The sequence below is a fragment of the Xanthobacter autotrophicus genome (genome assembly GCF_029991245.1).
In the GTDB taxonomy this organism is placed as follows: Bacteria; Pseudomonadota; Alphaproteobacteria; order Rhizobiales; family Xanthobacteraceae; genus Xanthobacter; species Xanthobacter autotrophicus_C.
On the sequence record NZ_JAIVFO010000052.1, the window covers coordinates 1 to 12145 of the forward strand.

Consider the following 12145-nt stretch of genomic DNA (forward strand, 5'->3'; position numbering starts at 1 on the left):
CGACACCACAGGGGGCGGGGCGGTCTTCTCTTCGGCGAGGCGCCCGAGGATGCGATTGGCGCGCGGCTCGCTTACCGCCAGGGGCGCCGCCTTGGCCTTGGGTCCGGCCGGCCGCGGGCGAGGCGTGGCCTGCCCGGCGGTGCGGGCGGCGGGACCCGCAGGATCAAAGAGAGAATCGCGCTCAAGGCTCATGGGAAAAAAAGTAGCACCCGAAACAGAACAAAACAAGAACATAAAGGTCGGGTGCTGACCTTTTCCATTACCTTCAGGCGGTTGCCGGATGAGGGGGGCGGGTCATCGACTTGGATTTTGAATACTGTACACCACAAGCCGGTTGCCAGACATTCGCATCTCCGGTAAAGCCCTAATTGAGGCCTGAAAAGGGGGAAAAGATGGCTGAACACGCCACGACCGAATACGCCATTGCGGACGGTAACGACTACGCCGAGCACGAGAGCACCTATGTGCTCTTCACCGCCCTGACCAAATGGGGCGCGATCGCGATCGCCGTCCTCCTCACCCTCATGTGGATCTTCCTCCTCTGACCCCTGACGGGTTGGAGCACCGGAGACATCTCTGATGAAAATCGCTGTCCCCGCCGAGATTGATCTCGGCGAGCCGCGGGTCGCTGCGACCCCGGATACGGTGAAGCGTCTGCTCGCGCTCGGCGCCAGCGTGGAGGTCGAGACGGGCGCGGGCCTCAAGTCGGGCATTCTGGATGCCGACTATGAAGCCGCCGGCGCGACCATCGCCCCCACCGCCGCCGATGCCCTGTACGGCGCCGAAGTGGTACTGAAGGTTCGCCGTCCGACGGAAGCCGAACTTTCGTCGTACAAGCCCGGCGCGCTGCTGCTGGCCATCGTCGATCCCTATGGCAACGACGAGGCCCTGGCCACGCTCGCGCGCTACAACGTCAACGCCTTCGCCATGGAGCTGATGCCCCGCATCACCCGCGCGCAGGTGATGGACGTGCTGTCCTCCCAGGCGAACCTTGCCGGCTACCGTGCCGTCATCGACGCCGCCGCCGAGTTCAACCGCGCCCTGCCGCAGATGATGACCGCCGCCGGCACCGTGCCCGCCGCGCGCGTCTTCGTCATGGGTGCCGGCGTGGCGGGCCTGCAGGCCATCGCCACCGCGCGCCGCCTCGGCGCCATCGTGACCGCCACCGACGTGCGCCCCGCCGCCAAGGAACAGGTCGCCTCGCTGGGCGCCAAGTTCGTCGCGGTGGAGGACGAGGAGTTCAAGCAGGCGGAGACCGCCGCCGGCTACGCCAAGCCCATGTCGGCCGAGTACCAGGCCAAGCAGGCCGCTCTCGTGGCCGAGCATATCAAGAAGCAGGACATCGTCATCACCACCGCCTTGATCCCGGGCCGGCCCGCGCCGCGCCTGATCACGGGTGAGATGGTGGCCTCCATGCGGCCTGGCTCCATCATCGTCGACCTGGCGGTGGAGCGCGGCGGCAACGTGGAGGGTGCGGTCCCCGGCGAGGTGGCCTGGGTGGGCAACGTCAAGATCGTCGGCCACCTCAACGTGCCCGGCCGCATCGCGGCGTCGTCCTCGCCGCTCTACGCCAAGAACCTCTTCAATTTCTTCGAGACGATGGTGGACAAGGCGACCAAGTCCCTCGCCGTGAAGTGGGACGACGAGCTGGTCAAGGCCACCCTCCTCACCCGCGACGGCGCCGTCGTGCATCCGAACTTCGCACCCAAGAATCTCGCAACGACCAGCGAGGGAGCGGCCTGATGAATCCCGCCTCAGCCCAGACCGCGACGGACGCCGCCTCCCAGGCTCGCGCCGCTGCAGAGATCGCGCGCCAGGCGGCGGAAGCCGCCCAGCTCTATGCCGACCAGGCCGGCGCCGCCATCGGCGCGGTGGCGCACGGCGCGACCGGAGGGGCCATCGACCCCTTCGTGTTCCGCCTCTCCATCTTCGTGCTCGCGGTGTTCGTGGGCTATTACGTGGTGTGGTCGGTGACCCCGGCGCTCCATACCCCGCTCATGAGCGTCACCAACGCCATCTCCTCGGTGATCGTGGTGGGCGCGCTGCTCGCGGTGGGCGTCACCACCGTGGGGGATTCCAGCCACGCCTGGGGCGCACGCATCTTCGGCTTCATCGCCCTTGTCTTTGCCTCGGTGAACATCTTCGGCGGGTTCCTCGTGACCAGCCGGATGCTCGCCATGTACTCCAAGAAGAAGTGAGGCGGGGCACATGAACGCGAATTTCGCCGCCCTGCTCTATCTGGTCGCAGGCATTCTCTTCGTCCTGGCCCTGCGTGGCCTTTCCCATCCCACCACCTCGCGACAGGGCAACCTGTACGGCATGGTGGGCATGGGCATCGCCATCCTCACCACGCTGGCGCTCTCGCCGCCGTCGGACTTCGTGGGCTGGGTGCTGGTGCTGGCCGGCATCGGCATCGGCGGTGGCGTCGGCGCGGTGGTGGCCAAGCGCATCGCCATGACGCAGATGCCGCAGCTGGTCGCCGCCTTCCACTCGCTGGTAGGCATGGCCGCGGTGCTGGTGGCGGCTGCCGCCCTCTACGCGCCGCGCGCCTTCGGCATCGGCGATCCGGGACACCTCCATGGCGCCAGCCTGGTGGAAATGTCGCTGGGCGTGGCCATCGGCGCCATCACCTTTACCGGCTCCATCATCGCCTTCGCCAAGCTCAACGGCAACATGAGCGGCAAGCCGATCATGCTGCCGTCGCGCCACCTCATCAATGCCGGCCTTGCCATCCTGCTGCTGATCCTGGTCATCGCCTTCGTGCTCACCGGCTCGATCACGCTGTTCTGGATCATCACCCTGGTGTCGCTCATCCTCGGCGGGCTGCTCATCATCCCCATCGGCGGCGCGGACATGCCCGTCGTGGTGTCGATGCTGAACTCCTACTCGGGCTGGGCGGCGGCGGGCATCGGCTTCACCCTAGGCAACACCGCGCTGATCATCACCGGCGCGCTGGTGGGCTCCTCGGGCGCCATCCTGTCCTACATCATGTGCAAGGGCATGAACCGCTCCTTCATCTCCGTCATCCTCGGCGGCTTCGGCGGTGACGCCGCGGCGGCCGCCGGCGGCGCCCAGGCGGAAGCCCGCCCGGTGAAGCAGGGCTCGGCGGACGACGCCGCCTACATCATGAAGAACGCCGAGAAGGTCATCATCGTGCCGGGCTACGGCATGGCGGTGGCCCAGGCCCAGCACGCCCTGCGCGAGATGGCCGACATGCTGAAGGAGGAGGGCGTCGAGGTGAAGTACGCCATCCATCCGGTGGCGGGCCGCATGCCGGGCCACATGAACGTGCTGCTGGCCGAGGCCCAGGTGCCCTACGACGAGGTGTTCGAGCTGGAGGACATCAACTCCGAATTCGCCCAGGCCGACGTGGCCTTCGTCATCGGCGCCAACGACGTGACCAACCCGGCGGCCAAGACCGATCCGCAGTCGCCCATCTTCGGCATGCCCATCCTCGACGTGGAGAAGGCCAAGACCGTCCTCTTCATCAAGCGCGGCATGGCGGCGGGCTATGCCGGCGTGGAGAACGAGCTGTTCTTCAAGGACAATACCATGATGCTCTTCGGCGACGCCAAGAAGGTGACCGAAGAGGTGGTCAAGGCCCTCGGCCACTGACCATCGGCCCCCCGGGCCGCAGACCTCCCAGAGAGCCGCGCGGCGCCAGCCGGGCGGCTCTTTTCATTTGTACACGTGTGGTGGCTTCCCAGCTTGACTGCCAACGGCTTCTTCAGCAAAACCAATCCCAATCGCGGTCCGGTTCAAGAAAAAACGGGCGCGTCAGGGATTGGGCGATGACACGTTGGACCCACGGGCTCGTCAACCGTCTCGTCCTGTTATGTGACATCGCCATGGCGGCGCTGGCCGCCATCATCGCCCACGGGCGGTGGGACTTCCTGTCCTGGAGCCAGATGGGCATCCTCTGGGCGATCGGTGTCTTCGCCTATGTCCAGATCCTGCAGGCCGGCCGGGCCTACCGGGTCGAGCATTACGAGCGCCCGTTGCGCCAGCTCGGGCACCTCGCGGTGGCCGGCGTGCCGGCCGGGGCGCTGCTGGCGATCTGCTATTACGCCATCATCCCCATCGGATCGACCAACCTTGCCGCACTGCTCGGCTGGGGCGCCCTCACCGCGGTGACCCTGATCTTCGGGCGCCTCGTGCTGGTGCGCACGGGCGTGGCGCTGGTGCAGACCCGCGGGGTCCTGCGGCGCAACGCGGTGATCATCGGGGATCCGGCGCGGGCCCGCGACCTCGTGCGCCGCTACCGGGAGGAGGAGGGCGCCGACGGCCTCATCACCTTCGTCGGCATGTTCGACGAGGGGCACCTGCCGGGCGAGATGACCCCGCCGCCGCCCGCGCCCCAGGGCGTCCCCCTCATGGGCGGGCTCGCCGACCTGCTGGAATATGTGAAGCACAATCCGGTGGACATCGTGGTCGTCGCCAAGAGCTGGGACGATCCCGCCGCCATCAGCACCATCGCCAACCAGATGTACCAGATCGCCGCCGACGTCATCGTCGAGCTTGATCCCGAGCGCTTCATGCTCAACGACGCCCGGCTCACGCGCATCGCCGGAGAGCCGGCGCTGCAGGTGCAGCAGCAGCCGCTCAAGGGCTCGCTCGGGTTGCTGAAGGGCGTCGAGGACTATGTGGTGGCCACCATCGGCCTCATCCTCACCGCGCCGATCCTGCTGGTCGCCGCCATCGCCATCAAGCTGGATTCCCCCGGGCCCATCCTGTTCCGCCAGCCGCGCGTGGGCCTCAACAACCGCGTCTTCTCCTGCTTCAAGCTGCGCACCATGCGGGTGGATCTTGCGGACGACGGGTCCAGGGGCACCTCCAAGGACGATCCGCGCATCACCCGCATCGGCGCCTTCCTGCGCTCCACCTCCATCGACGAACTGCCCCAGCTCATCAATGTGCTGCGCGGGGAGATGTCGGTGGTGGGGCCGCGGCCCCACGTGCCCAACATGCAGGTCGCCACCAACGTGCGCTACGAGGCGATCCGCCAATATGTGGCGCGCTACCGGATGAAGCCCGGCATCACCGGCTGGGCCCAGATCAACGGCATGCGCGGCGGCATCAACACCCTTGAAAAGGCCGAGCGGGGCGTGGAACTCGACCTTTTCTACATCGAGCACTGGTCCATATGGTTCGACATCAGAATCATGCTGCTTACCATCACCAAGGGCATGGCCGGGCCTGCGGTCTTCTGACCCTCCTGATGGTGCTGGCCCTGGGAGCCTTCCCCGGCCGTGCTGCGGCGGCGGAAGGGGAGCAACGCCCGTTCCTCGCCTATCTCGCCTCCTGGGCGGAAGTCGCGACCGAAGAGCCGTCCAAGACCCTCCTCGCCCGGCTGCCCGGCTCCATCTCCCATGTGGCGCTGGGCTTCGTGAAACCGGACCTGGCCTATGCCGGGGACCTCGACCTGTCGGGCACCGGGCTCGCCTTTCCCTTTTCCGGCGCGGTCCTGAAAGCGGCCGTCGCCGCCCTCAAGGCGAATCATCCGCGCACCAAGGTGCTGCTGGCGGTGGGCGGCTGGGGCTATTTCGGCTGGGACGCGCGGGACTTCCGCGCGCTGGCGCATCTGGTGCGGGACCTCGGCGCCGATGGCGTCGATCTTGATTATGAGACGGCGGATTCCGGCTGCGCCCGCACGCCGGATGGTGCGATCGCCTGCGCCGACGATGCCCGCGCCATCGCGGTGCTGGCCGATCTTCGGGCGGCGCTGCCGCGGCCCCTCGTGGTGAGCCTCGCCGGCTGGAGCGTTGGCGCCTATGGCGAAGGCGCCTTCGCTGCCTCGCAGCCGCGCTACGGCCCCTATGTCGGCATGATGCGGGCGGTGCTGAAGTCGGAGGCGGCGCGGGGGCTCGATCTGGTCTCGGTCATGTCCTACGACGCCGGGCCGAGCTTTGAGCCGCTGGAGGCCTTCCGCGCCTATCGCAGCCTGTGGCCGGGGCCGCTGGCGCTGGGCATCCAGGTCATGCCCTCGGACGCCGGCGGGCCGCGCTTCACGGTGGAGCGCACGGTGCGGCTGCTTCAGGAGGTCCTTCCCGATCCGAAGGCGGGCGCCATGCTCTACGGCCTCGGCCTGGTGCCGCCCGGCCCCACGGGTCCGGACAATCCCGACTATCGCAGCCTCACCCGCGCCATCTGCGTCAGCCTTGGCCTTGCCGTGTGCGATGCGCCGGTGCCCTGAGCGGGTGCTTTAAACCCGCGCGGGGGCCAGGCTGCGCGCGAAGGCGAGGAGGTCGCCGCCGGGAAACAGATGGCCGGCGATGCCGGCTGCCGCTGCCGCTGCCATGTCGGAGGGCTGGTCGCCGATGAGCAGGCTCTTGCCGCGCTCCACCGGCCAGTGCGCCATCAAATCGAGGATCATGCCCGGTGCCGGCTTGCGCCAGGGATGGACCGCGCGATAGGCCGGCACCGCCGCGTCGGGATGGAACGGGCAATAGCGCCAGTCGTCCACATGGGCGCCGACGGCGGCAAGCTCCCCGGCAATCCAGCGATGCAGGGCCGCGACCTCATCTTCCCCGTAATAGCCGCGGGCGACACCGGACTGGTTCGTCACCACGAAGACGAGATGGCCGAGCGCATTGAAGTGCCTCACCGCCTCGCGGGCGCCGTCCACCCAGCGGAAGCCCTCCGGGTCGTGGACATAGCCCGTATCCAGGTTGAGGACGCCGTCCCGGTCGAAAAACACCGCCGGGCGGGGCGCGGAAGGACCACTCACTGCATCTTCTCCGGCTCAGTCGCGCGACCATAGAAAAAGGGTGCCTGCCCCGCCAGTCCATCCGGACGGTGCGTTTGCCGGCCGGGGCGAGGAGGGGCGGCCTGCGCCGTGCCGTCCTGGCCCTCCCAAGCCTTGCTTCCATTGTCTTCCCTCGCGCCTCTGCTATGAGAAGGCACAGGGTGGCGAAGACGCCTTTTCCGGCGTGGTGGGGCGGCCTGCGAATTGAGCGCATGCTGAAATTCTTGAAGGCCATCGTCGAACGCCGCATGCCGTGGGTGTTCGCGCGGCTGTGTCCACTGGTGGACGCGCGCGCCGCCTGCGACCCCGACAGCGAGGTCCGGCTGCTGCCGCTGCTGGTGGCACCCGGCGACACCGTCTGCGATATCGGCGCCAACCGGGGGCTTTTCACCTATTGGCTGCTGCGGCGTGGCGCCCGGGTGCTCGCCTTCGAGCCCAACCCCCGGCTCGTGCGCATCCTGAAGCTGCGATTTCCCGGTGAGATCCGCACCGGAGCGCTGACCCTGTTCGAAACCGCATTGAGTGCCGACGCCGGCGAGGCGGTGCTGCACATCCCGCGCGACCTGTCGCCGCTCGCCACCCTCGACGGCGACCTCGCGCAGCAGGTCGAGGGGCCGAGGGATGATGTGCGTGTCTCCATCGCGCGGCTCGACGCCTGCGTGACGGCGCCGGTGAGCTTCGTCAAGCTCGATGTGGAGGGCCACGAGGTGAAGGTGCTGGAAGGCGCGCGGGCCCTCGTGGCCGCCAGCCGGCCCACCTTCCTGATCGAGGCCGAGGAGCGCCACCGGCCCGGCGCCGTGGCGGCGGTGCGGCAGGTGCTGGAGCCCTTCGGCTATCGCGGCTTTTTCCGGCAGGGGCACGGGATGCGGCCCATCGCCGAGTTCGACCCGTCCGTTCACCAGCCGGTCGCGGCGCTGGAGCCGGACGGCGCGCGCCCCCGCAAGGGCGCGCTTTACGTGAACGATTTCTACTTCGCAGCCCGGCCCGACATCATCGCGCGCCTGGAACACTGGCAGGGCTGAGCCCCCCTTCAGGCGAGGGGCCGGCCCTGCGGGTGCAGCGCCACATAGTTCCCGAACAGGGTGGGGCGGGTTGCGAGCGGGGTCAGCGTGCCGTCGTCCTGGAGCTGGAAGAAGCCGTAGCCGAGCGCGCCCAGCGCGACCCAGGCCGCCGCCGGATCGCCGCCGTCCTTGAGCAGGGTGGGGCAGTTCATCTCGAAGATGACGGCGGGGTGGAAGCGGCCGAGGGTCCCGGCGGCGCCCTTGATCACCCGGTCTTCCGCGCCCTCCACGTCGATCTTGAGGCAATCCACCCGTTCCAGCCCGAGGTCGGCGGTGAGGCGGTCGAGGGTGGTGATCTCCACCTCCTCGCTGTCGCTGCTGGTGCCGTCATTGATGAGGGAGAAGGCCTGCGGGTCGTCGCCGAGGGGATTGTGGAACAGCACCGCTTTGCCCTCCGCGTCCGAGATGGCCTTGGGCACGATGGTGACGTTCCTGAAGCCGTTGAGGGCGAGGTTGTCGGCGAGCTGCCGGCCGGCCACGGCGCCCGGCTCGGCGGCCACCACCCGGCCGGCGAAGCTCGCCGCCTTCAGGGTGAACAGGCCGATATTGGCGCCCACGTCCACGAACACGTCGCCGGGGCGCAGGAATTTATCAAGGTAGCGCACCTCCGGCTCCACCTTGTCGCGCAGCAGGAACACGCTGGTGGTGGTGAAGCGCAGGTCTGCCGGCAGCTTCAGGCGGGCGCCGCCCTTGGTGATCTCCGCCACCGGGCTGCGGCCGAGGGCCACGTGGGCGGCGAGCGAGATGGCCCGGCCCGTGACGGTGAGCGGGGCCTCGCGGAAGGCCGGCTCGTTCACGAGCTTTTTCACGCGTCTCCACATGTCACTGCCCCCTTGGCTTCTTCATCGCACGGCCCGCATGGCCCGTGCCGGCCGGACGCCGGGAATAGACAGCCCCGGCAACGCTTGGGCAAGCGCATGCAACCGTTTTTTTCCGGCCGCCCTCCGTTATCGCTCATGATGCGGCGGCCCGGCTGGCCCGGGGGTTCTGGCTCATCAGCCGCAGCAGCGGCTTTTCCACCGCCAGATGCGCCGCGATGGCGACGGCAATCGCCGCGCCCACCCCGCAGATGGCGCAGGCGACGAAGGCGAGCGGCGCCGGCAGCGGAAGGTGTACGAACACCTGGCCCACCGCCGAAAGCACCATGCCGTGCACGAGATAAAGCGCATAGGAGGCATCGCCCAGCAGAACGAAGGCGCCGATGCGCTTCACCGGGCGCGCCCGGTCCAGCACGAGGGCGCCGGCCACCACCATGGCGGCGGGGATGCCCCACTGGATCACGCGGGTCTCCGGCGCCACATCGCCCTGCGCCAGCAGCGATACGAAGCCGGCGGCAAGGAAGAAAAAGCCCCATCCGCGCGCCAGCGGCGGCCCTTCCAGATACCAGAGGCCGAGGGCGAGGCCGAACACGAACTCGAGCATGATGGGCGCGGTGTAGAAGGCGAGGAAGGCATTCGCGCTCGGCACCGCGCGGCCAAGCACGGCGAGCCCGGCGAGGAAGAGGGCGATGGCGGGCAGGCGTGCCCGATCGGGCAGCAACAGGGCCATGCCCCACACCAGATAGAAGAACATCTCGTAGTTCAGCGTCCATCCCGGAACCACCAGCGGCTCCAGCGTCCCGAGCACCGGATGGCGCGCCGGCAGGAACAGGTAGGAGGCGAGGATGTGCCAGGCGTCCGCCTTGCCGCTCTTCACCAGTTGCGGCGCCACCAGCAGCAGGGCGAGGCTCGCCGTGGTCACGATCCAGTAGAGCGGCACGATGCGCACGATGCGCTTGAGGTAGAAGCTCAAAGTGTAGCCGTCCCGGCCGCGGGTCGTGACCAGCATCAGGAAGCCGCTGAGCACGAAGAAGATGTCGACGCCCGCCGCGCCCGACTGCGGCCACGGCGCCGTGAGGCCGAGGCGCGACAGCGGCGCCCCGAGGTGGAACACCACCACCATGAGGCTTGCCACCGCCCGCAGATATTGGAGGGACTCAAGCATGCCGCATCCCTGCGGCGCGGCGGGCGTGGTCAGCCGGCATGTGCGGTTGCTCTCCCACGTCCCTGTGCTCCCCGTCCCAGAGTCACCTGGCGGGTCCCCGAGTTTCGTCCGGGGAACAGGCGGGTCTCGCCCGGCGGCGGACCGGGCGGCAGTGCGCGCCGGCGGCGGTCGAGATAGATGGTGAGCGCCATGACGACGCCAAGCTCTCCGGGCGTGAAGACCACCGAATACACCGCGGAACTGACCATCAGATACAGGACGTAGTCGCACAGGGCGAGGGCGAAGGGGTCATCGAGGCCGCGCGTCAGCCGGAATGCCGTGGCGAAGCACCACACATGCAGCACCGCAAGCAGGACGGCGCCGATGATGCCGTATTCGAAGACGACGCCGATCCATCCGAGGTCCGCGATGAAGAACTGGTCGTTGCCGAAGATGTCGTTGAGGGTCACCGTGCTGAAGCGGGTGGTGGCACCCACCCCGAAGATCCAGCGCATGGGATCGTCGCCGAGGAAGGCGAAGGCCAGCGCCGACGAGTTCTGCCGTACCGAGAGCGAGGCGCCGAACGCGTCCTGCGCATCGCCGGGCGCGGCGCCGCCGGGCAGAAACCCGAGCTTGCGCCCCACGAGGAAGACACCCACGGCCACCGCCGCGAGCCCGAGCCCGATCACGATCCGGCGGGTCCGCTGCGGCAGCGACATGGCCATGCCGAAGGCCACCACCACCAGCGCCGCGGCAATGGCGGCGCGCTGCTTGTAGATCAGCAGCATGGGCGCGAAGGCCAGCGCCACGCCGAGGCCGTAGAGGATGTTGCGCTTCAGCACGAAGGCGCGGGCCAGGAAGAAGACCAGGATCATGCCGAAGACCATGGGCATGTAGACCCGGTAGCCGCGCTCCAGGTCGAACAGCAGCAGCTTGCTGTCGGCCGGATTGTCTGCATACCAGGACGTGGGCGCGACCAGATAGATGATCACCATCAGGAAGAAGGTCGCCGCTCCCAGCCCCAGCACCGCCTTGCGGATGCTCTCCGGCGGCACGGCGAGCAGCGCCAGCAGCGCCGACAGGCTGAAGTAATAGGTGAAGGGCCAGGCCTTGATGGTGGTGGTCAGCGCGTCGAGGAAGCCGTTGCCGAGCTGGATCACGGAAACCAGCGGCGTGAAGCCGAGCCCATAGGCCAGCACCACCATGAACATCCGGCCCACCGGCAGCTTCAGCCGGATCATGCCGTAGAGCGCCAGCGGCAGGGTCAGGAAGGGCCAGGCCTTCGACAGCAGGTAGGGCGCCGGATACTCGTTGAGATAGTAGAAGACCTGGGCAAAGAACGGCAGCGTCGCCGCGAAGGCGAGCTTGGCGAGCACGTGGGTGCCGTCGTCAAGGGCGGGCGCCATGCCCGTGGCGCTGCGGCGCAGGGGCATGACCACGCGGCGGCTCGCTGGATCCCGGGGCGGGTCGCGGCTCGCGGGCTGGCCGGTCACGATCGCCCGTCCCCGCCGCGCCCCATGCCGTAGGCGGCGGGATCAAGCTTCGCCTTGGCGGCGATGAGGAAGATGGGCAGGGAATCCACGAACACCCGCTGGAAATGGGTGCTGGGGCTCTGCGCCAGCCGGTACAGCCATTCGAGGCCCAGCCGGCGGAAGGCGGGGCTGGCGCGCTGGACCAGGCCGGTGAGGAAGTTGAGCGCGCTGCCCACGCACAAGCCCGTGCCCACGGCGGTGCCGCGCCGGGCGATCATGTGGGCGAGATATTCCGAGCGCGGCGCCCCCACCACCAGAAACACGTAGCGCGCGGGATGGTCGATGACGAACCGGATGGCCTCCTCCACCGCCGCCACATCGTCGATGAAGCCCATGGGCGGCACGTGGAGGTTGAGGGTGCGGAGGCCGTAGCGCGCCGTCAGCCGGCGCTTCATCTCCGCGCTGCCGCCGATCACCGTCACCGCGTCGTCGGGTTGGATGACGTGCTCGAACAGCTCGGCGGTGAGATCGCTGCCGGGGCACAGGGGGATGTCCAGGCCGAACAGGCGTTCCGCCAGCAGGTGCGGCACCGCGCCGTCGAGCACGTTGAGGCCCGCATCCTCAAGCGCGGCGGCAAAGCGCTCATCCTTGCGGGCATTGAGCCGCACCAGGTGGGACGCATTGGAGGTGATCACATAGCTGAAGGGCGCGCCCATGGGTCGCGCGCCGAGGACGCGCGCGGCGCCGGGCACGTCGAGGCAGGCGAACGGCGCGCCGAGGAAGGTCTCGGTGCGGAAATGCGTGTCCATGTCAGATGCCGCGCGCATGCGTGATCGACGCCTCTGGTCGGCGCCCTCCCGGCGCCGGACTGTCACGAAACCGGGCGCGGGGGCAGGCGCGCCCGA

General features: G+C 68.6%; 12 protein-coding genes and 1 pseudogene. 7 read left to right on the forward strand and 6 right to left on the reverse strand.

Features of this window, described 5'->3' with window-relative positions; genetic code table 11:
* A pseudogene (locus tag K9U41_RS10815) lies at nucleotides 1-192 on the reverse strand (PA0069 family radical SAM protein); the annotation flags it as partial.
* 200 nt (nucleotides 193-392) lie between these two features.
* On the opposite strand from K9U41_RS10815, the gene K9U41_RS10820 reads away from it, so the two are divergent.
* From K9U41_RS10820 to K9U41_RS10845, 6 genes are all read left to right on the forward strand, one after another.
* Entirely contained in the window at nucleotides 393-545 is a 153-nt protein-coding gene (locus tag K9U41_RS10820) for an aa3-type cytochrome c oxidase subunit IV (protein ID WP_282640850.1), read from the forward strand.
* A 34-nt stretch (nucleotides 546-579) separates the two neighbouring features.
* Nucleotides 580-1743, forward strand: coding sequence for a Re/Si-specific NAD(P)(+) transhydrogenase subunit alpha (locus tag K9U41_RS10825; RefSeq protein WP_282640851.1), 1164 nt, complete (start codon nucleotides 580-582; stop codon nucleotides 1741-1743).
* Nucleotides 1743-2198: a proton-translocating transhydrogenase family protein gene (locus K9U41_RS10830; protein ID WP_282640852.1), complete on the forward strand. Its 456-nt coding sequence runs from the start codon at nucleotides 1743-1745 to the stop codon at nucleotides 2196-2198. The genes K9U41_RS10825 and K9U41_RS10830 overlap by 1 nt, the downstream gene beginning before the upstream one ends.
* A gap of 10 nt (nucleotides 2199-2208) precedes the next feature.
* The gene (locus K9U41_RS10835) at nucleotides 2209-3615 is read left to right on the forward strand and encodes an NAD(P)(+) transhydrogenase (Re/Si-specific) subunit beta (protein ID WP_282640853.1); all 1407 of its coding nucleotides are present in this window, start codon (nucleotides 2209-2211) and stop codon (nucleotides 3613-3615) included.
* A 176-nt stretch (nucleotides 3616-3791) separates the two neighbouring features.
* A complete protein-coding gene (locus K9U41_RS10840; RefSeq protein WP_282640854.1) occupies nucleotides 3792-5210 on the forward strand; it encodes an exopolysaccharide biosynthesis polyprenyl glycosylphosphotransferase in 1419 nt (472 codons plus the stop codon).
* Between the two features lie 8 nt (nucleotides 5211-5218).
* On the forward strand, nucleotides 5219-6193 hold the full coding sequence (locus tag K9U41_RS10845) for a glycosyl hydrolase family 18 protein (RefSeq protein WP_282640855.1): 975 nt from the start codon (nucleotides 5219-5221) through the stop codon (nucleotides 6191-6193).
* A gap of 9 nt (nucleotides 6194-6202) precedes the next feature.
* On the opposite strand, the gene K9U41_RS10850 is transcribed toward K9U41_RS10845, so the two are convergent.
* Nucleotides 6203-6727: an HAD family hydrolase gene (locus K9U41_RS10850; RefSeq protein WP_282640856.1), complete on the reverse strand. Its 525-nt coding sequence runs from the start codon at nucleotides 6725-6727 to the stop codon at nucleotides 6203-6205.
* A 179-nt stretch (nucleotides 6728-6906) separates the two neighbouring features.
* On the opposite strand from K9U41_RS10850, the gene K9U41_RS10855 reads away from it, so the two are divergent.
* The gene (locus K9U41_RS10855; protein ID WP_282640857.1) at nucleotides 6907-7767 is read left to right on the forward strand and encodes an FkbM family methyltransferase; all 861 of its coding nucleotides are present in this window, start codon (nucleotides 6907-6909) and stop codon (nucleotides 7765-7767) included.
* Between the two features lie 8 nt (nucleotides 7768-7775).
* Here K9U41_RS10855 and K9U41_RS10860 read toward each other — a convergent pair whose 3' ends face one another.
* From K9U41_RS10860 to K9U41_RS10875, 4 genes are all read right to left on the reverse strand, one after another.
* Nucleotides 7776-8615 (reverse strand): FkbM family methyltransferase, encoded by an 840-nt coding sequence (locus K9U41_RS10860; protein ID WP_282640858.1) that lies wholly within the window; start codon nucleotides 8613-8615, stop codon nucleotides 7776-7778.
* Between the two features lie 145 nt (nucleotides 8616-8760).
* On the reverse strand, nucleotides 8761-9789 hold the full coding sequence (locus K9U41_RS10865) for an acyltransferase family protein (protein ID WP_282640859.1): 1029 nt from the start codon (nucleotides 9787-9789) through the stop codon (nucleotides 8761-8763).
* Nucleotides 9790-9818: 29 nt separating this feature from the next.
* The gene (locus K9U41_RS10870) at nucleotides 9819-11201 is read right to left on the reverse strand and encodes a hypothetical protein (protein ID WP_282640876.1); all 1383 of its coding nucleotides are present in this window, start codon (nucleotides 11199-11201) and stop codon (nucleotides 9819-9821) included.
* Between the two features lie 56 nt (nucleotides 11202-11257).
* Nucleotides 11258-12049 (reverse strand): WecB/TagA/CpsF family glycosyltransferase, encoded by a 792-nt coding sequence (locus K9U41_RS10875; protein WP_282640860.1) that lies wholly within the window; start codon nucleotides 12047-12049, stop codon nucleotides 11258-11260.
* Nucleotides 12050-12145 lie beyond the last annotated feature (96 nt).